A 19,595-nucleotide genomic window follows, 5' to 3' on the forward strand; every position below is an offset into this window, starting at 1 on the left:
AGGTAGTTAGCTATTGGTCAATACATGCTGGTACTTACGCAACATATCCACCAGCCGTCGGACCGGTTCCGTCACCTGCGGTGGCGCCTCCCAGACCTGCAGTTTTTCCTGATAAACGTCCAGCTCTTCTAACAAACGAGCAAAATAGCGACGTCGTTTATCATCGCTGCCTGCGGAAATCACATGGTCCGCAGTGCGGCGCAGCTGGCGGTGAAATGCCGACAGATCGTCGTTCACCGGCACAGGCGCATCCCGCAGACGCTGATGGGCAATAATCAGGGTCAGCGCCAGGCGGAAACGGGCGATATCGCCGGGGAACTTATTCAGCAAGAGGAACAGCTGCTGATAAAGCGCCGGCAAATGGTTCTCTTTACGGCGAGAGGTATTGGTCGTCAGGGATGACACCGCGGCCGAAACAAACTGATTCAGCAGCACACGTCCGGTACGCGCTTGTGAATTATCCCGTACCAGCAGAATCACCATCAGCGCCAGAAAACAGCCGACGATCTGGCCCAGCGCGCTATCAAGAAACTGGCTGAACTGAAACTGCATAGGGTTATCCAGTACCAGAATGTTGATGGTACTCGCCAGCGCCCCCAGCGATCCCAGCCGCCGTTTTTGTACCTCAATACCAATAAAGAACGCCATCGCCGCCAGGCTGATACACAGCAGCAGCATACTCTGCTGCGTGGCGGGCATAATCACCAGGAAGAACAGCGCCCCCAGCGGTAAGGCCGCCAGCGTACCGTAGAGAAAATCTATTGCCACCATTCGTGGGTTGGGCAGGCGCATGGCGAGCGACGTCACCACCGCAATCATCACCATCGCCCCGCTACCGGACGTCCAGCCGGTCCACAGCCAGAACAGCGTCCCAAGAATGCAGGAAATGGAGGTGCGCCAGAAGTTGACCATCGCATGATGACGCTCGGCGGACCCTGCCTTTATCACCACCTCACCCTGCAGCACTTCATCTTCAACGCGGCTGATCCTGGTATTGCCGACCACGCCGCGCTTCAACAGCAGATAGCGTGTCGCGGCGCCAACCCAGCTGTAAATAGTGACCGGCGTATTGTGCTCCCCCTTCCAGGTCAGAAAACGGCGCATTCTTTTCAGCTGTCGATGGACGTCCTGTACGGTTTCAACCGGCTCGGCAAACAGCTCGCGGTAATCATTGGTCACGATTTCCGGGCGCGAATTCTGGATCAGGTACGTTTCGCAGGCCTGAGTAATCAGCGTTAAAGAAAGAGTATTAATGGCCTTCAGGCGCTGATTGACCCTGGCCCAGCGCGAGGACTCCATAATCAGGTTACTGCGCATTCCTTCCAGCGCACTGGTCCGACGCACCAGCGAACCCCATGCTTTATCAACCACTTCGCTGTCGCCATGCGCCACACAAAGTTGCATCAGGCGGTACTGTTCGATCAGCAGGTTATCCAGCTCAAGATCGATCTCTTTCTTAATCGAGCGCGGGGAAAATAACAGGTCCGCCATAATGGCGCTGACAATCCCCACCACAATCTCGCTGCAACGCTCAACGGCAAACTGCGGCGCCAGCATCGGATCGGTATGAATGGTGATAATAATGATCAGCGCGGTATAGCCTGCCAGCCCCCAGGCATAGGAGTTTTCGACGCGAACCAGCGAGGAGATCCAGGTGCAGAAACCTGCCCACAGACAGCACACCAGCATCATCAGCAGCGGCGCGCGAATCATCAGAATGATTATCGCCAGCGCGGCAATACAGCCGATAAACGTCCCGACAATACGCAGCATCCCGCGATAGCGGATCGCGCCAGAATAAGGTTCTCCGCCGGCGGCAAACGCGGGACCCGCGGTGACAATGGCCGCCGTGAGTACCGCCCAGCGCGGCGTTTCCAGTTGAAAATGGAAGCCGACAAAGAGTGCCAGCACCACCGCACACGCTAATTTAATCGCGAAGCGCAGGTGCCGGGGAGAAATGGTGAAGATCCCCATGGCGATTAACCAAACTCACGCAGGCGCATCGCCAGTTTCTGGAAGAAGTTCACCTGGGTTGTATCGCGGTCTTCTTTACCGGTAATCACCACCGTCGCGGTTGTCCCCGCTGGCCACAGATTGCCCTGCTGCTTGTCGAGTCGAATGCGGACCGGCACGCGCTGCGCCAGACGAACCCATTCAAGGTTAGAATCCACGGAAGCCATCCCTTTGGCGTCGCTGCTGCTGCTGGCGTTGGTCACCCCGGCGGCGATACTATCCACCGTACCTTTAATCGAGCGGCTGCTTCCCAGCGGGGTAATTTCCGCACGGTATCCCTGACGTACCCCTTCCAGTTTGGTCTCTTCAAGGTAGGCCACCACGTAAAAGGTGTTTTGCTTAACCAGCGCCACGGCTGTCGAGCCACGGGTAATAAATTCACCGTTGTAAACGTTGAGGTTGGTCACCCAACCATCGGCCGGCGCGCGGACAACCGTGCGTTCAAGATCGAGCTTTGCCAGATCCCGGCTGGCCACGGCTTTCGCCAGCTGATGCTCTACCGTTTGTAAGACGTTATTGGCCTGGTCTATCTCTTCACGAGACATCGCCTGTACGCCCAGCCTGTTACGGCGGCCGGCTTCAACACGTTTTTCCTGCGCCAGAGTCTGGTAATAGGAAACGTCGGCCTGAGCTTCTTCGAGGGCTTTCTGATAACGCGGCTGGTCAATCACAAACAAAACCTGGCCTTTCTTAACCAGCTGGTTATCCTTGATATTTACCTGGGAAATCAGCCCGGATACATCGGGTGCGATAGCCACGATGTCGGCGCTGAATCGCGCGTCGCGCGTCCAGGGAGACGCGGTGTAATAGACCCAGGCGCGAAAAATCGCGACAAATGCCAGGATAACCAGTATCACAGTGATTGCGGTACGGAAGATATTTCTTGTTAGTGTTTTCACATCGACCTCAAACGAACAAACGCGATATCAGATAAAAAAGGCAGCAATATAACGCGGTATTAAACAGTGCAGGGTGCCAGACAAAATCATAGATGCCGGTGGGAACCAGCAGCCGGTGTACCAGCCAGAAAATGGCCAGCGATATTAGCAGCTCAAAGAAGATCGGCGGAAACGATAAGCCGAAAATCACGATGACAGGAAACAGACTCATGATGACCTTGATAAGAAGCGTACAGGTGATATGCGTGAAGCGTTTATTATGTAGCTAACAATATAGTAACGTAACAATTGCAGCATGATCTATATTATGTGATCTAAATCACTTTTAAGTCAGAGTGAACAATGGAACGATTAAAACGCATGTCCGTTTTTGCCAAAGTGGTTGAACTTGGTTCATTTACCGCCACGGCACACCAGCTCCAGATGAGCGTTTCATCCATCAGCCAGACTGTCTCCAGACTGGAAGATGAACTCCAGGTGAAGCCGCTCAACCGCAGCACCCGCAGCCTTGGCTTAACAGAAGCCGGCAAGATCTATTACCAGGGCTGCCGACGAATGCTGTTCGAAGCGCAGGACGTCCATGAGCAACTGTACGCGTTTAACAATACGCCCATCGGTACGCTGCGCGTCGGCTGCTCTTCAACTATGGCACAGAATGTCCTGGCCCACATTACCGCTGGAATGCTGAAAGAGTACCCGGGTTTATCCGTCAACCTGGTTACCGGAATTCCGGCGCCGGACCTGATTGCTGACGGGCTCGATGTGGTGATCCGTGTCGGGGCATTGCAGGATTCCAGTCTCTTCTCCCGCCGGCTTGGCTCGATGCCGATGGTGCTCTGCGCAGCGAAAAGCTACCTGCAGCAGGCGGGGATCCCGGAAAAACCGGCCGATCTCGCCAGCCATTCGTGGCTTGAGTACAGCGTGCGCCCTGATAATGAATTTGAAATTATCGCCCCGGAAGGGATCTCAACCAAACTGATTCCGCAGGGCCGCTTTGTCACCAACGACCCCATGACGCTGGTACGCTGGTTGACCGCAGGCGTCGGCGTGGCTTACGTTCCGCTGATGTGGGCGATCGAAGAGATCAACCGCGGAGAGCTGGAGATCCTGCTGCCAAGCTACCAGTCCGATCCTCGTCCGGTGTATGCGGTGTATACCGAGAAAGACAAGCTACCGCTGAAGGTTCAGGTCTGTATTAATTCACTGACGGAGTATTTCGTCGAGGTGGCAAAAATTTACCAGGGGATGCACGGCCGGGGAATTGCTCGCTAGCGACACGACACACACAGCAACGATGGCCGGTGCAAGGTGCGCCTCCGCAAGATGCGGAAGCGCATTCAGAATACTCAGGCGGTTCCGCCAACGGTAAGATTATCGACTTTCAGCGTCGGTTGACCCACGCCTACCGGCACGCTCTGGCCCTCTTTACCGCACACGCCGACACCGCTATCCAGCTTCAGATCGTTACCGACCATGGAAATCTGCTGCATCGCTTCAATCCCGGAACCAATCAGGGTCGCCCCCTTCACTGCTTTCGTGACCTTCCCTTTTTCGATCAGGTAGGCTTCTGAAGTGGAGAACACAAACTTACCTGAGGTGATATCGACCTGACCGCCGCCAAAGTTCGGGGCATAGATACCGTAATCAACCGATTCAATAATTTCCTGCGGCGTCGATTTACCTGCCAGCATGTAGGTGTTGGTCATCCGCGGCATGGGCAGATGGGCGTATGACTCGCGGCGGCCGTTACCGGTCGGCGCAACGCCCATCAAACGCGCGTTGAGTTTGTCCTGCATATAGCCTTTCAGGATACCGTTCTCAATCAGCACGTTGTATTGGCCCGGCGTCCCTTCGTCATCAACGGCCAACGAGCCGCGGCGATTGGCAATGGTACCATCATCCACCACGGTGCACAGTTCGGAAGCCACCAGTTCACCCATATGGCCGCTGAACACCGAAGTACCGCGACGATTGAAATCGCCTTCCAGACCGTGTCCTACCGCTTCATGCAGCAACACGCCAGGCCAGCCGGCACCCAGCACCACCGGCAGCATGCCCGCCGGGGCGGCAACGGCAGATAAATTCACCAGCGCCATCCGCACCGCTTCTTTCGCCCAGGCATCGGCACGAACTTCACCGTCTTCGGCAGCCAGGAAATAGTCATAGCCAAAACGACCGCCGCCGCCGCTGGAGCCGCGTTCACGTTTACCGTCGTCTTCCACCAGTACGCTGACCGACAGACGCACCAGCGGACGAACGTCCGCCGCTAAGGTCCCATCTGTCGCCGCGACCAGAATCAATTCATATACGCCGCTCAGGCTGGCGGACACTTCCTGCACGCGTTTATCAGCGGCGCGAGCCGCTTTATCGACGCGGCGCAGGATATCCAGTTTCTCTTCGCGGCTCATACTTTGCAGCGGATCGATACTGGTATACAGCGCGCTGTATTCTACCGCCCCCAGGGTACGCACTTTGCCGTCGCCGCTGTCGCGCACGATGGTACGCGCCGCCTGCGCGCTCTGTTCCAGCGCCAGCCGGCTGATTTGATCGGCATAAGCAAAACCCGTTTTCTCGCCGCTGACCGCACGAACGCCGACGCCCTGGTCAATGTTATACGAACCATCTTTAATGATGCTGTCTTCCAGAACCCAGGATTCGTGATAGCTCGACTGAAAATAGAGATCGCCGTAATCCAGACGGCGCTCGGCCAACTGGCCAAGAATGGCAAAAAGATCCTGATGATTCAGGCCATTTGCTGACAGTAATTGTTCACTTACCAGGTTCAGACTCATCGTTATGCTACTCGTTTGTTGCCGCCGGTCAGGCGGAAATAAAAAACGCTATCCATTGAGAGTGCGGTAATTCCCCGCAATCGTCAAATCATTGCTTTTTGTCGCTGCGCGCCTGGCGCAGAACTTCATTGATCTGCGGCTGATCGATAGGGCCAGTGATGCGATAGCGCAGGATAGATACTTTGTTCCACAGCGGCCCCAGCACTTTACTGGCGGCAAATACCGCGGCGCCGACTATCGGGTTAATCACAAACGCTGTCGCAACACCGACGGTGGCCGAAATTTCCGGGGCCACGACGGCCTGCATATCCAGTCGGCGGCGTACCAGATCGACCGAGCCTTTCATAGCGATATCCGCCTCGAGGCCATCCACCAGCGTATCATCCGTATTCAGCACACCATCTTTAATCCATGCCGTGCTGTTGATCGAATCAAAATAGAAGCCTTCGCTGAAGGTATCGCTAAAGTCGAAACGCAGCTTCCGCAACAGCGCATCGACGCTCAGCAGACGCAACAGCTGCCCGGCATGACCGGTACTGATGTCGGTAAATTCGCCTTTCCCGAGATGGCTTTTCAGCACCCCATTGAGCGATGCCACATCCGGCTGCCACGGCGGTGCGCGCCAGTGCAAATCGTAATCGACATCGAACGACGACCCTTTCACCGGCGTTGAAATACCGAAGAAGCTGGCAAAGGCATCCGTTTTATTCCCATGGAGTTTGCCTTTCAGCGACGTCCGCACGCCGCCCGGGGCGTTGACCCATACGCCGTCGGAAGTCAGACGGCCAAAACCGGTATCCACCAGCCCGTTAGCCAGCGTCAGGGTATCGCCTTTAATTGAGAAATCACCGTCGATGCGCCCGTATTTTTGCCCCCATAGCCAGCACTCTGCGCAGCGCAGCTGAAGATCCGGCCAGCCGCGAAAATCAAGGCGCTTACTGGCAAGCGGGCTCGCCCCGTCGGACGTCTCACCGCTCTTCTGAGCGGCGGCCGGGTTGTAATACAGGTAGCGAATAGCGGCCTGCCAGGGAGCATTTTGCCGCATTGTCAAAGAGGCGTTAATTTCGCGCCCCTGGGCTTCAACCTTCGAGCCACCGGCTTCCGGTTGGCTCACCAGGCTCACGTTGTTCCAGCTTTGGCCAGCAAATGTCAGCGACGGCGTACGCAACGTTATACGTTCCGGGAAGAGAACATTGCTGCTGACTTCATTGACTGCGCCGCCCTGGAAAAGCGCCAGCCACTCCGCGCCATCCATCGGCGGCATATTCAGCTCAACGCCGGCCTGATCCGGCAGTGGAGAAATGGCTTTGCTATCAGAGGTTAAAATCGCCCGATCCAGCGTCAGCTTACGGCTCAGCAACCAGCGGCTGTTGAAATGATTTTTCGCACCAATCGCGCCGGTCAGCTCAAAGCTGTTTAACCCGCCAGCAACATTAATTTTCACCGGCAGCGGCTCACCCGCTTTTTTATCGACCGGAGAAGGTAAGTCGCTGCTTACGTTTTTCAGATCGCCGTTGATATCAACCTTATAGCTCGCATTCCCATGGTACGGCAGCTCAATGGCCACCTTACCGTCCCACGGCACGCTACCGCTCACGGCATCATTGACTGCTTTTGGCAGCAGACCGGTACGCGACGGCTGCCAGCTGGCGTTCATTCCAACGTTGACCAGGAAGGCCTTAGCTCCCTCGGTGGTGGAAAAATCGAGATTCAGCGGCTGATTAAACCAGCTGGCTTTCAGGGTCTCGCTTTTCAAATCGCCATTTGTAAAGCTGAACTTACCGGTCAGATCCTTCAGCGTCGTATCAATCGGTTTGATAAACAGGCTGTTATTCACCAGATTGACATCGCCTTTGGCGGTGGTCAGCTCGCCATCCAGCGGAATATCAAGATGTAAGCGAGCGCTCACATTCCCATCCAGCTGGAGCTCATCCAGTGCCGAACCCAGCGTCTCTTTCAGCGGCGTCTCTTTAAAATAGGGGCCGACATCTTTCCCCGGACCGTTGATATCGGCATCAATAAGCAGTTTTTCCCGCGAATAATCAGGGATAACCGCATCAAGGTTGCTGGCGGTGACGTTACCCAGCATGACCTTATCAGCCTTCATCCACAAACCGTTATTGATAAAGTCGAGGTTGATATCCAGCCCGGTTAATGCCGGCCAGTCCGGTTGAAAGGCAAAAGTGGCGTTGGTTAATGGCACAGAAACCTGGAACTGGCCTTCGTTATGCAGATAGGGGAACAGGTGCGGATTACCGCCGTAAACCAGGGTCGCGTTGGTTGACTGCCCGCCTTTTATCGCGCCGCTGAGATAATCCACCAGCTCTTTGCCCATCAGGTTTTCCGGGAAATAGCGCCATGCCTGACCGCCGTCATTGGTGCTGATCCCCGCCAGAATTCCCAGCCACGGCTCATCATCCTGCGGCTGTAAATAGCGGAATCCTCCCCGCGCACGTACACCGGTCGCCTGCACGTCAATGTTGCGTCCGTCGAGCATAAATCCTTTGTCATTCTTCACCCAGCTAAGGGTGGCATCGCCTTTGGCGATTTCCAGCGGGGCGCGGAAGACCGTGGCATAAGGCATTTTAGCCTCGCTCATACTGGCGTGCAGCGAGCCGTTTTCCACGCTTCCGGCAACGCTACCGGAGAAATGCTCGGCCCCTGGCAGCAGCTTCCACTGCTTCCAGGAGAGGTCGCTCCAGCTTGCCTGAAAACGGGACTTCTCCGCCGCCTGCAGCGGGATATCCAGCGCCAGCAGATCGATTTTGCCGGCAGGTTGCGTGGTGCGCCAGACCTCGCCCAGCTCAGGAGCCAGCTTATCGGCGATCGGTTGCAGCCCGGTCAGGCCAGTGAGATCGAGATTACTGGCGCGGACACGCAGCTCATCGCTGCGCGCGTGGTTATCGCCGCCAACATCCTGGGCCGGGATCCACGCCATCGCCAGCGCGCCGCGCGGCCAGGCTTTGCCATCGATCGAGATACGGGTATCCGGGATGTCGAAGCCCCAGCCCTGCTTCTCGCGGAAGATATGGGCCGTCAGATTATCCACCGTCAATCGATGAGGCTGACCGTCCCCCTGCCAGCTGGCGCCGCCCTTCTTCAACCAGACGTCGCCGCTGGCGATATCGCCTTTGTCGATGGTCATCCAGCCTTCAAGGCTAAAGCGCGCATTTTGCAATGCAATATTGTCCTGCATCCAGCGCCCCAGCCACGGCTTCACGTCAATATCGTCCGCCTGCAGCCATACGCGCCCTTTATTCAGCAGGCCATTTTCATCACGCAGATCCATGCGTACCTGCATCACCCCATGCTGGCCGTTCAGACTGGAGAGACTCAGTTGCCCTTCTGCACGATGGCGGTTATTGGTGTTCAGCCAGGTGAGCTGCGGAACAGCTAATTCCGCGCGTTGCCCGGAAATGGTCACGAAACTCAAATGGCTATCGCGGAGAATAAAGTGGTCGAACTGGCGCAGGAAAAGATCGCCGATATGGTCGGTTTTCAGACTATCGCCGCCATCATTGGTCTGGATGGGCGAATTGGTATGGATTTTCAACTGCCAGAAGGTGAGGTCGCGGAACTGCCAGCGCATGTGCAGCAGACTTTGCCAGACATCCAGCGCCAGAGTGACCCGTTTAACAGAGAGCTGACCGCCGTCTTTCAGACCCGCGGAGACATCGCGCACGTCAAGCGTCGGACCAAAATTTTCCCAGCGGGCCGTGAGCTGTGAAGCATTGACCGGCGAGCCTGAAATCGCAGAGATTTTCTCCAGCAGCTGCGGGCGCCATGCGTCCAGCTGCGGCAGAACGAGACGCAGGCCGCTCACCAGCAGTGCGACGACAACTGTCAATGTTGCCGCGGTGAGCAATAATATCCCGGGCAGTCGCCTCACGCCTCTCTCCTTGTCAGACTTTTACACGTCATCTGTCTCTTTGCCTCCGCGTCGGCGGCGTTGACTTCCGGGATAAGGCGTCGTTTAGCCATGCTCCCGGGCGCCAGAACAGAGGCAAACCAGATGATTACATCATAACGACATCGAACTGCTCTTGATTATAGAGCGGTTCAATTTGTACTTTGACCTGTTTGCCGACAAAGATTTCGACTTCCGCCAGCGCGTGCGACTCTTCCCCTTTCAGGGTTTCCGCAACCGCAGGAGAAGCATAGACCAGGAAACGATCGGAATCGTAGGCATGATGCACACGCACAATCTCACGCATGATTTCATAGCACACCGTTTCCACCGATTTCACCGTACCGCGTCCGTGGCAGGTAGGGCAATCCTTACACAGCACGTGCTCAACGCTTTCACGAGTCCGCTTACGGGTCATTTCTACCAGACCAAGCTGGGAGAAGCCGTTAATACTGGTTTTGACCCGGTCTTTACTCAACGCCTGTTCCAGTGAATGCAACACCCGGCGGCGGTGATCTTCATTATTCATATCAATGAAATCAATAATGATAATCCCCCCCAGATTGCGCAGACGCAGCTGGCGGGCAATCGCCTGAGTCGCCTCAATATTGGTATTAAAAATGGTATCGTCGAGATTGCGATGACCGACAAATGCCCCGGTATTGATATCCACGGTGGTCATCGCTTCGGTTTGATCGATAACCAGATAGCCGCCGGATTTCAGCTCCACCTTACGCTCCAGCGCGCGCTGAATTTCGTTCTCCACGTCAAAGAGATCGAAAATCGGCTGACGGCCGCTGTAATGCTCCAGCTTGCTGGTCATTTCCGGCATATATTCGGCGGTAAACTCCACCAGCGATTCATACGTCAGGCGGGAGTCGACGCGAATACGGTCCAGATGCTCATCGGCAAAATCGCGCAGCACGCGCTGAGCCAGCGCCAGTTCACCGTACAGCTGATAACGGGTCTGCTGCCGTTTTTTGCGCTCCATGACCTTAGTCCATACGCGCTTGAGGTAAGCCGCATCGGCGGCTAACTCCTGTTCATGCACCCCTTCCGCGGCGGTACGGATGATAAAACCGCCCTGCTCATCGCAGTACTCGGCCACCACCTTCTTTAACCGCTCGCGTTCAGCTTCACTCTCGATACGCTGTGACACGCCGACGTGAGAAGCTCCCGGCATAAAGACCAGATAGCGGGAAGGCAGCGTAATGTCCGTCGTCAGGCGGGCGCCTTTCGTGCCGAGCGGATCTTTCACCACCTGAACCATCAGGTCCTGGCCCTGACGAACCAGTTCGGAAATATCGCGCACCGTAAACTGCTTTTGTTCTTCCCCGGCGACGCATTCGGTATGCGGCATAATATCTGACGCATGCAGAAATGCGGCCTTGTCCAGACCAATATCTACAAAAGCCGCCTGCATCCCCGGCAGTACACGACTGACACGACCTTTGTAGATATTGCCTACGATTCCGCGCCGCGCTTCACGCTCAATATGAATTTCCTGAAGAATACCGCCATCAATGTACGCAACGCGCGTCTCCGATGGCGTTACGTTAACTAATAATTCTGCCGTCATCTTTATCCCTTTTCTTCACGCAGTGAGTTAAAGTTACTCAGCAACTCATACGTTTCTACCAGCGGTAAGCCGACCACGGCGTGATAGCTGCCATTAATCTTCCTGACGAAACAGCCACCCAACCCTTGAATACCGTATGCACCTGCTTTGTCCAGAGGTTCTCCGCTGGCCACATAGCTGGCAATATCCTGTTCTGAAAGCAGGCGGAAGGTGACTTCCGTCACCACCAGGCAATCCAGCGTCAGCTGCTTATCCGCCAGCGCCACGGCCGTCATGACCTGATGCGTCTTACCGGAGAGCATGCGCAGCATCTCGGCGGCGTGAGCGGCATCGCGCGGTTTTTCCAGCACTTCGCCGTTCAGGATAACAATGGTATCCGCCCCCAGCACCGGCAGATCGCGCGACGCCAGTGCGACCCCCGCCTGCGCTTTTTCACGCGCCAGACGCGCAACATAGTGCCCGGCGCTCTCCTGCGGCAAGCGTCGTTCTTCAACACCGGGAACCAGACGTTCAAAAGATAGCCCCAGCTGCGTCAGCAGTTCCTGCCGACGCGGAGAGCCTGAAGCGAGATACAGAGTCGTCATATCAACCTTATTGCACCGCAAATTGCTGACGGACTTTCCGCATCAGCAGGAATAACCATGGCCAGAGCACGCCGTTTACTACACTACTCCAGAACACTTCCGGACGGAAAGAGACGTTGATCACTAAAAACTCTGCCCAGAAAACAACGATATCCACAGCAAGGGATAGCATCATCACCACCAGCGCCTGCTGCCAGAGCGCCAGGTTGCGAAACAGCTGATATTTCAGCGCCACCAGATAAGCGATGATACTTAACGATAGCGCGCGAACGCCCAGTGTCGACCCACTGATAAGATCGAGGATAGCCCCCATGACGAAACCGGTGCCTACGTTAACCCGATGCGGTAAGGCGAGGATCCAGTAAAGCAGGATCAGGAACACCCAGTTTGGCCGGAAGACGGTCAAATCCGCCGGCCAGGGCATGACCTGCAGCAATAGTGCGATAAGAAACGAGAGCCAGATAACCCAGCGTCCCTGGCTTCGATAACTTGCCACTATTGCCCCCCTGCAGGCAGAGGTTGCGAAGGCGGCGTTATGCCGGTTGCCGGCGCAGGCATTTGCGGCCCCATGGCATCCGGTGCCGGCAGAACCTGCGGCATCATCTGCATCAGACGCTCATTGGCGACGCGGTGCACCTCTTCCGGCGTCATCGGGTTGGCCCCATTACGATCGGCTCCCCACAGCAGCAGGAGATAGCGCAGACGCTGCAGACCCGCCGTTGGGCGCGCCTGAATGACCGTATACGCACGCTGCGTGTCGAGCTTCACCGAGGAGACCACGCCAACCGGATAGCCCTCAGGGAAGCGGCCACCGAGACCGGAGGTCACCAGCACATCGCCGACGCGAATATCGGTGTTCGCCGGCAGGTGCTCCAGCTGCAAATCGTCAGTGCATCCGTTACCTGCCGCAATCACGCGAATATCATTGCGCAGAACCTGAATCGGCAACGCATGCGTCGCGTCGCAGATGAGCAGCACGCGGCTGGTTAACTTCGCCACCGCGACGACCTGACCCACAACGCCTTTGTCGCTGATCACCGGCTGGCCTTCGTAAACGCCGTTAACGCTGCCCTTATCGATGACAACCTGATCGCTATAAGGATCGTTAACCGTAGAGATGACCTGAGTCACCATTTTTTGCTCATCCTGGCGCAGCGGCGAGCCCAGCAGCTCGCGCAGACGCGCGTTCTCCTGTTTGTACTGACCCAGCATCAGCAAATCGCTGTTCTTCAGCAGCAGTTCCTGACGCAGCGCGCGGTTTTCCAGTTCGAGCTGATCGCGGGTTGCCAGCGTTTGCGATACGCTATCCAACAATTCCCGGGGACCATTTGAGATAAAGTAGAAAGGGCTGACGGCAGTGTCCATGTACGTTCTAATCTGACTGAACGTCCCCAGGCGGCTGTCGGCGATAATCACGCCAAGCGCCACCAAAACCGCCAGGATAAGGCGAATCTGTAGCGACGGGCCACGGCTAAAAATTGGCTTCATAGGCTATGCGTATTCTCGTGTCAGTTAAGACCAAGGGTAGCTTTTGAGGCTACCCTGGACCTTCGGCTGACTACTCTTCGCTGAACAAGTCGCCGCCGTGCATGTCGATCATTTCCAGCGCTTTACCGCCGCCACGTGCGACGCAAGTCAGTGGATCTTCTGCAACTACGACAGGAATACCTGTCTCTTCCATCAACAGACGGTCGAGGTTGCGCAGCAGGGCGCCACCGCCAGTCAGAACCATACCACGCTCGGAGATATCGGAAGCCAGCTCCGGCGGACACTGTTCCAGCGCGACCATGACCGCGCTGACGATACCGGTCAGCGGTTCCTGCAGCGCTTCGAGAATTTCGTTCGAGTTCAGGGTAAAGCCGCGCGGCACGCCTTCTGCCAGGTTACGGCCGCGAACTTCGATTTCACGCACTTCATCGCCCGGATACGCCGAACCGATTTCATGCTTGATACGTTCAGCCGTCGCTTCACCGATCAGAGATCCGTAGTTACGACGCACATAATTAATCACGGCTTCATCGAAACGGTCACCACCGATACGAACGGAAGAGGAGTAAACCACGCCGTTCAGGGAGATAACCGCCACTTCTGTGGTACCGCCACCAATATCCACCACCATAGAACCGGTCGCTTCAGAAACCGGTAAGCCCGCGCCAATCGCAGCCGCCATCGGCTCTTCAATCAGGAAGACTTCACGAGCGCCAGCGCCCTGAGCAGATTCACGAATCGCACGACGCTCAACCTGGGTTGCACCGACCGGTACGCACACCAGAACACGCGGGCTTGGACGCATGAAGCTATTGCTATGCACCTGTTTGATAAAGTGTTGGAGCATTTTTTCGGTGACGAAGAAGTCGGCGATAACGCCGTCTTTCATCGGGCGAATCGCCGCGATGTTGCCCGGTGTACGCCCGAGCATCTGCTTCGCTTCATGACCAACTGCAGCGACGCTTTTCGGCGAGCCGGCACGATCCTGACGAATGGCCACAACGGAAGGCTCATTCAATACGATGCCTTGTCCTTTTACATAAATCAGGGTATTCGCAGTACCCAGGTCAATGGACAGGTCATTGGAAAACATGCCACGAAATTTTTTTAACATACTAAGGGATAATCCTGAAAGCTGGGGCGGAAAACAAAATCCGCTTACTTTACCAACCACACGCAGCAGCGACAAGGCGCAAAAATCATCTGCTACGGTGAAAATTAGTGCAGCGCATTTCCTTCGTTACAAATTTACCGGGTCCATTCAGTGGCGAAATCATCAACAGCGCTCCGCGCCTGAATCTGTAACCCGTCAAAGGTCATTTACTGGCATTTACATTGCGATAATCCGGCAGGTAGACAAGCACACCCCCTTCACTATGGCGCGCGTTATTCTACGTGAAATCACGCTAAACGGCAGATCAAACCGAGTATCTTTGCGAATATTTTTTCACATTTGTGTCAAGTGGCTGTGAGGCGGCAAAAAATTCCCCCTGACCACCCGTGACACCGCACTGAGACAGCACCTGCCACTCACTGCGACTGCGAACGCCGGTTGCAAAAACCTGGACCGGCATGCCCTTACAGGCCTCCACCAGGCTCTGAACCAGCAGCTGGTTCTCACTGCGCTTTTCGATATTGCGCGACAGCCCCTGGTGCAGCTTAATCACTTCGACATCCAACTGCTTGATCCAACTGGTTCCAACCAGCGTTAATCCGGCCTGCACGACGGCGACACGAATACCCAGAGCATTGACCAGGCGCATTACCGGTTGTAAGCGGCCGATATATTGACAAACATCTGCCTCTGCAAGTTCAAAAATAATCCGTCGACGTTGCGATTTTTCACTCTGCATCAAGGTATCACGCAGCCAGCGCTGAAATCTCGGCCGGATCAATGACTCCACCGTCACCTGCAGCGCGAGGTTTTCCTCCGGCCAAAAACTTAAAAATGGCAGTAACCGCGTGATCTGCAGGCGGTCGTACTCTTCCGCCAGACCAAATTGTTGCACCATTGGCATATATTCTGCCGCGATCACCTCTTCCTTTCCGTCATACAACCGCGACATCAGTTCACGATGATGGACGCGTCCATCGCGGGTAACGGCCGGCTTCTGGTACAGTCGCGGCCCGCCGCGGCTGAGCATTTGTTCAATCAGCGTACGCCAGCGGACGTTACCGCGCCCTTTCTCCGGTAACGAGTCATCGTAGACGGCCCAGCTATTGCTGCCCTGTAGCACCGCATTGCGCGTCGCGGCCTCGGCGCGTTCCATCACCTGGGCCGTTGTCTGCCCGCTGCGGAAAGCGCAAAGACCGATGTGCATCATGTCATCGCGGTCAAGAATCCGCGTCGGCGGCAGCGCATCCACCGCTTTTAACAGCAACCCGGCGATGCTATCGGCCTCTTTTAAGGTACGGTGAGGAAGGAGTACGGCAAAATCACTGCGGTGGTAGCGCGCCAGCAGCGCCCCGGGATAGCGCATAATAAAAGTCGACAGCAGGTTGATGAGCGTGAAGTAGTGTTCTTCGGCAGCGGCTCGTCCCCAGTTATCACGTAGCAGATCGAACTCCGGCAGGCGAATCATCATCACGATACCGTGCGAACCCACTTTTTCCTGATCTTCCAGCAGAGTTGCCAGCTGATTATCAAAGAACAGACGATTATTCAGCCCGGTTTTCGAGTCTTGTGCAGCATAAGAACGAATCAGCGTATCCATACGACTACGCTGATCGCTGGCAAACTGCAGTTCGGAAAGCAGCATATCCAGCGCGCTGCTGGTGCTGGCCGGCCACTCATGTACCGACCCTCGAACCTGCGGCCCGCGTTCGCCACTGAGGATTCGCGCAGCGCGCACCTCCAGCAGCTCCTGGCCTGCAAGCTGACGGCGAATCCAGCGTACGGAGAAAAAGATAACCAGAACCATCAGACCGATAGCTATCGATAAGGGCCCGGTGATGTGCAGCGAGCGGAAATAATTCACCATCGGGTCGAGGTAGACCACGTGAATCGTCATACCGGGATGTTTTAACGACGGTACCGTTATTTCACGATACTGATTCTTACTCCCCGGCGGACGATAGCTGTCGCTACGCGAGTGACCGTACACCGGCTTGCCGTTAAGCAGAAAATCGACCTGCACAATCTCCACCGGCGTCATCAGCTCATCCATTTGCGGTTCGAGCTTATCGAACGAGGATGAGATCAGGCGGTTATCCAGCATCGTCGCCACGGCCTGGACGCGATTCTCCATCTTCAGCTGGATACCGTTATAAAAACTCAGCGAAGCACCGATGAGCGTGACAAAGATGGTCAGGCTGGTAAGCAGCGTGACAAATGCTGAGAACTTCGTCGTTAATCGCATCCCTGTGTTAACTCCGCGAGTGAATGACCGCCCGATAGATTTTCAGGCTCGTGTACTGGCGCTTTACCTAAAGTAAGCACTAACTTTCTAAAGCGCGAGGCATACTATCAAAGCTGGCGTTTCTGGCAATTTATTGCGTTATATCGGCGTAATAATGTCGATAGCGAGTATAGTCTGCAGAAAAATTTTTCCAATCTTTGTACAAATAAGGACCCGCATATGCAGGCTTTAATATTAGAACAGCAGGATGGTAAAACAATCTCTTCGGTGCAAACCATCGACGCCGACCAGCTGCCGCCGGGCGATGTCACCGTCGATATTCACTGGTCGAGCCTTAACTATAAAGATGCGCTGGCGATCACCGGCAAGGGAAAAATCATCCGCAACTTTCCGATGATTCCTGGCATCGATTTCGCCGGTAGCGTTCACTCAAGCGAAGATCCGCGCTTCCACAGCGGCCAGAAAGTGCTGCTGACCGGCTGGGGCGTCGGTGAAAACCACTGGGGTGGTCTGGCCGAGCGTGCGCGCGTGAAAGGCGACTGGCTGGTCGCAATGCCGGAAGGTCTTGATGGCCGTAAAGCGATGGCGATCGGTACCGCCGGCTTCACCGCAATGCTGTGCGTCATGGCGTTGGAAGATGCCGGTATCCGTCCGCAGGATGGTGAAATCATTGTCACCGGCGCCAGCGGCGGCGTCGGCAGTACCGCCATTGCGCTGCTGCATCAGCTCGGCTATTCGGTCGTCGCAGTCTCTGGCCGCGAAAGCACCCATGAATATCTGAAAAGCCTCGGCGCGCAGCGCATTCTCGGTCGCGAAGAGTTTGCCGAAACCCGTCCGCTGGAAAAACAGCTGTGGGCTGGCGCGATCGATACCGTCGGGGACAAGGTGCTGGCGAAAGTGCTGGCGCAGATGAACTATGGCGGCTGCGTCGCCGCCTGTGGTCTGGCCGGAGGCTTTGCGCTGCCGACGACGGTAATGCCGTTTATTCTGCGCAATGTTCGCCTGCAGGGCGTCGATTCCGTCATGACGCCGCCCGCGCGTCGCGCTGAAGCCTGGCAACGTCTGGTGCGTGACCTGCCGGAATCCTTCTATTCAGCGAGCGCCACGGAAATTACCCTCGCAGAGGCCCCGGCATTCGCCGCTAAGATCATGAACAATCAGATCCAGGGGCGGACGCTGGTGAAGATCGCCTAATCTGCAATTTTTCGTGACATATTCGCGATAAATCGCCGCCTCCGTCATGCTTAGAAAAAAGCATGTCGGAGGATGTCATGAAACCTAAAAAACTCACGGAAGCCGATGTCACGGCAGAATCCGTATTTATGCTGCAGCGCCGCCAGGTGCTGAAGTCACTCGGGATCACCGCAACGGCCCTTTCTCTTTCCCCCACGGCGCGGGCCGATCTCCTGGACTGGTTTAAAGGTCACGACCGCCCGCCGGCCCCGGCAGGTAAAGCCCTGACGTTCAATAAACCCGCGGAGTGGCAAAGCTCGCTCACGCTGACGCCGGAAGATAAAGTCACCGGCTATAACAACTTCTATGAATTTGGTCTTGATAAAGCAGACCCCGCGGCCAATGCCGGCAGCCTGCGTACCGATCCCTGGACCCTCACGATTGGCGGAGAGGTGGCCAAACCGCTGACGCTCGATCATGACGATCTGACCCGACGCTTTCCGCTGGAAGAGCGTATTTACCGGATGCGCTGCGTGGAGGCCTGGTCAATGGTGGTGCCCTGGGTCGGCTTCCCGCTACATAAACTGCTGGCGTTGGTTGAACCCACCAGCAACGCCCGTTTTGTCGCATTTAAAACCCTCTATGCACCGGATCAAATGCCGGGGCAAAAAGATCGCTTTATCGGCGGGGGACTGGCTTATCCTTATGTAGAAGGTCTGCGGCTGGATGAAGCCATGCACCCTCTGACGCTGCTGAGCGTCGGCGTTTACGGTAAAGCGCTGCCGCCGCAAAATGGCGCCCCTGTCCGGCTGACCGTCCCATGGAAATACGGTTTTAAAGGTATTAAATCCATCGTCAGTATCGAGCTGACGCGCGAGCAGCCCCCCACCACCTGGCATCTCGCCGGGCCGCAAGAATATGGCTTCTACGCTAACGTCAATCCGCACGTCGATCATCCGCGCTGGTCGCAGGCTACAGAGCGTGTTATCGGCTCTGGCGGCGTACTTGATGTTAAGCGCCAGCCGACGCTGTTATTTAACGGCTATGCTGACGAAGTGGCATCGCTCTATCGGGGACTGAATCTGCGGGAGTATTACTAGTGCGTCTGAGCGTAAAACAGATTACCTGGCTGAAGGTGGTCCTCCATCTGGCCGGCCTCTTGCCCTTTATCTGGCTCTTCTGGGCCGGACAACAGGGCTACTTTAGCGCCGATCCGGCAAAAGATATCCAGCATTTTACCGGTAGGATGGCTCTTAAATTTTTGCTTGCGACCTTGCTCGTCTCACCGCTCGCGCGCTACGCTAAACAACCTTTGTTGATTCGTACCCGGCGTTTACTCGGGTTGTGGTGCTTTGCCTGGGCAACGCTGCATCTCACCAGCTACACGCTGCTGGAGTTAGGTATCAACAATCTGGCGCTGCTGGGTTCGGAGTTAGTCAGCAGACCTTACCTGACTTTGGGTTTTATCAGCTGGTTGATTTTGCTGGCGCTGGCCGCCACTTCAACACAAGCGCTGCAGAGAAAACTGGGTCGCCGATGGCAAACTTTGCACAACTTCGTCTATCTGGTGGCAATCCTTGCTCCCATTCACTACCTGTGGTCGGTGAAGATTTTATCCCCGCAGCCGGTGATTTATGCCGTGCTGGCCGCGTTGCTTTTAGCATGGCGTTACAAGAAGTTCCGTCAGTGGTGGCGATAATCATCGGATATGTGCAGTTTCCCGCAGATCTTTTATCAACCGCGATGCTTTGAACGATAGCGGTTGATAATCTTCCCTGATAAGACCAGTATTTAGCTGCCA

General features: G+C 55.8%; 15 protein-coding genes. 4 read left to right on the forward strand and 11 right to left on the reverse strand.

Annotated elements, in window-relative coordinates:
- Window positions 1-6 precede the first annotated feature (6 nt).
- The 3 genes from aaeB to aaeX are packed head-to-tail and all read right to left on the reverse strand — an operon-like array spanning window position 7 to window position 3,123.
- On the reverse strand, window positions 7-1,974 hold the full coding sequence (gene aaeB / locus ROR01S_RS07350) for a p-hydroxybenzoic acid efflux pump subunit AaeB (protein WP_032718296.1): 1,968 nt from the start codon (window positions 1,972-1,974) through the stop codon (window positions 7-9).
- 5 nt (window positions 1,975-1,979) lie between these two features.
- Window positions 1,980-2,912: a p-hydroxybenzoic acid efflux pump subunit AaeA gene (gene aaeA, locus ROR01S_RS07355; RefSeq protein WP_064359247.1), complete on the reverse strand. Its 933-nt coding sequence runs from the start codon at window positions 2,910-2,912 to the stop codon at window positions 1,980-1,982.
- Window positions 2,913-2,919: 7 nt separating this feature from the next.
- Window positions 2,920-3,123, reverse strand: coding sequence for a p-hydroxybenzoic acid efflux pump operon protein AaeX (aaeX, locus tag ROR01S_RS07360; RefSeq protein WP_004868260.1), 204 nt, complete (start codon window positions 3,121-3,123; stop codon window positions 2,920-2,922).
- Between the two features lie 131 nt (window positions 3,124-3,254).
- On the opposite strand from aaeX, the gene aaeR reads away from it, so the two are divergent.
- On the forward strand, window positions 3,255-4,184 hold the full coding sequence (aaeR, locus tag ROR01S_RS07365) for an HTH-type transcriptional activator AaeR (RefSeq protein ID WP_064359248.1): 930 nt from the start codon (window positions 3,255-3,257) through the stop codon (window positions 4,182-4,184).
- A gap of 74 nt (window positions 4,185-4,258) precedes the next feature.
- On the opposite strand, the gene tldD is transcribed toward aaeR, so the two are convergent.
- From tldD to csrD, 8 genes are all read right to left on the reverse strand, one after another.
- Window positions 4,259-5,704: a metalloprotease TldD gene (gene tldD / locus ROR01S_RS07370; RefSeq protein WP_032690544.1), complete on the reverse strand. Its 1,446-nt coding sequence runs from the start codon at window positions 5,702-5,704 to the stop codon at window positions 4,259-4,261.
- Between the two features lie 88 nt (window positions 5,705-5,792).
- Window positions 5,793-9,593 (reverse strand): AsmA2 domain-containing protein YhdP, encoded by a 3,801-nt coding sequence (gene yhdP, locus ROR01S_RS07375; RefSeq protein WP_064359249.1) that lies wholly within the window; start codon window positions 9,591-9,593, stop codon window positions 5,793-5,795.
- A 127-nt stretch (window positions 9,594-9,720) separates the two neighbouring features.
- The gene (rng, locus tag ROR01S_RS07380; RefSeq protein WP_004868271.1) at window positions 9,721-11,190 is read right to left on the reverse strand and encodes a ribonuclease G; all 1,470 of its coding nucleotides are present in this window, start codon (window positions 11,188-11,190) and stop codon (window positions 9,721-9,723) included.
- Between the two features lie 2 nt (window positions 11,191-11,192).
- Entirely contained in the window at window positions 11,193-11,774 is a 582-nt protein-coding gene (locus ROR01S_RS07385) for a Maf family protein (protein ID WP_064359250.1), read from the reverse strand.
- A 7-nt stretch (window positions 11,775-11,781) separates the two neighbouring features.
- A complete protein-coding gene (gene mreD / locus ROR01S_RS07390; RefSeq protein ID WP_004868276.1) occupies window positions 11,782-12,270 on the reverse strand; it encodes a rod shape-determining protein MreD in 489 nt (162 codons plus the stop codon).
- On the reverse strand, window positions 12,270-13,262 hold the full coding sequence (gene mreC, locus ROR01S_RS07395; protein ID WP_004868280.1) for a rod shape-determining protein MreC: 993 nt from the start codon (window positions 13,260-13,262) through the stop codon (window positions 12,270-12,272). The genes mreD and mreC overlap by 1 nt, the downstream gene beginning before the upstream one ends.
- A gap of 70 nt (window positions 13,263-13,332) precedes the next feature.
- Window positions 13,333-14,376: a rod shape-determining protein MreB gene (gene mreB / locus ROR01S_RS07400; RefSeq protein WP_002918653.1), complete on the reverse strand. Its 1,044-nt coding sequence runs from the start codon at window positions 14,374-14,376 to the stop codon at window positions 13,333-13,335.
- 304 nt (window positions 14,377-14,680) lie between these two features.
- Complete coding sequence (gene csrD, locus ROR01S_RS07405) at window positions 14,681-16,621, reverse strand: RNase E specificity factor CsrD (RefSeq protein WP_015585638.1); 1,941 nt, start codon at window positions 16,619-16,621, stop codon at window positions 14,681-14,683.
- 219 nt (window positions 16,622-16,840) lie between these two features.
- Between csrD and acuI the strand changes: the two genes are divergently transcribed.
- The 3 genes from acuI (at window position 16,841) to msrQ (ending at window position 19,493) form a co-directional block, all read left to right on the forward strand.
- Window positions 16,841-17,815 carry an acrylyl-CoA reductase (NADPH) gene (acuI, locus tag ROR01S_RS07410; RefSeq protein ID WP_004868287.1) on the forward strand — a complete coding sequence of 325 codons (975 nt, stop codon included), beginning with the start codon at window positions 16,841-16,843 and terminating at the stop codon, window positions 17,813-17,815.
- A 77-nt stretch (window positions 17,816-17,892) separates the two neighbouring features.
- The gene (msrP, locus tag ROR01S_RS07415) at window positions 17,893-18,894 is read left to right on the forward strand and encodes a protein-methionine-sulfoxide reductase catalytic subunit MsrP (protein ID WP_064359251.1); all 1,002 of its coding nucleotides are present in this window, start codon (window positions 17,893-17,895) and stop codon (window positions 18,892-18,894) included.
- Window positions 18,894-19,493: a protein-methionine-sulfoxide reductase heme-binding subunit MsrQ gene (gene msrQ / locus ROR01S_RS07420; RefSeq protein WP_015585637.1), complete on the forward strand. Its 600-nt coding sequence runs from the start codon at window positions 18,894-18,896 to the stop codon at window positions 19,491-19,493. Before msrP ends, msrQ begins: the two co-directional genes overlap by 1 nt.
- Window positions 19,494-19,595 lie beyond the last annotated feature (102 nt).

This window comes from Klebsiella ornithinolytica NBRC 105727 = ATCC 31898 (genome assembly GCF_001598295.1).
Lineage (GTDB): Bacteria > Pseudomonadota > Gammaproteobacteria > Enterobacterales > Enterobacteriaceae > Klebsiella > Klebsiella ornithinolytica.

Coding starts and splice junctions, on each gene's coding strand:
- acuI (WP_004868287.1), top strand. CDS start 16,841: ATGCAGGCTTTAATATTAGAACAGCAGGATGGTAAAACAATCTCTTCG.
- aaeR (WP_064359248.1), top strand. CDS start 3,255: ATGGAACGATTAAAACGCATGTCCGTTTTTGCCAAAGTGGTTGAACTT.
- rng (WP_004868271.1), bottom strand. CDS start 11,190: ATGACGGCAGAATTATTAGTTAACGTAACGCCATCGGAGACGCGCGTT.
- csrD (WP_015585638.1), bottom strand. CDS start 16,621: ATGCGATTAACGACGAAGTTCTCAGCATTTGTCACGCTGCTTACCAGC.
- mreC (WP_004868280.1), bottom strand. CDS start 13,262: ATGAAGCCAATTTTTAGCCGTGGCCCGTCGCTACAGATTCGCCTTATC.
- tldD (WP_032690544.1), bottom strand. CDS start 5,704: ATGAGTCTGAACCTGGTAAGTGAACAATTACTGTCAGCAAATGGCCTG.
- aaeX (WP_004868260.1), bottom strand. CDS start 3,123: ATGAGTCTGTTTCCTGTCATCGTGATTTTCGGCTTATCGTTTCCGCCG.
- ROR01S_RS07385 (WP_064359250.1), bottom strand. CDS start 11,774: ATGACGACTCTGTATCTCGCTTCAGGCTCTCCGCGTCGGCAGGAACTG.
- mreB (WP_002918653.1), bottom strand. CDS start 14,376: ATGTTAAAAAAATTTCGTGGCATGTTTTCCAATGACCTGTCCATTGAC.
- aaeB (WP_032718296.1), bottom strand. CDS start 1,974: ATGGGGATCTTCACCATTTCTCCCCGGCACCTGCGCTTCGCGATTAAA.
- msrP (WP_064359251.1), top strand. CDS start 17,893: ATGAAACCTAAAAAACTCACGGAAGCCGATGTCACGGCAGAATCCGTA.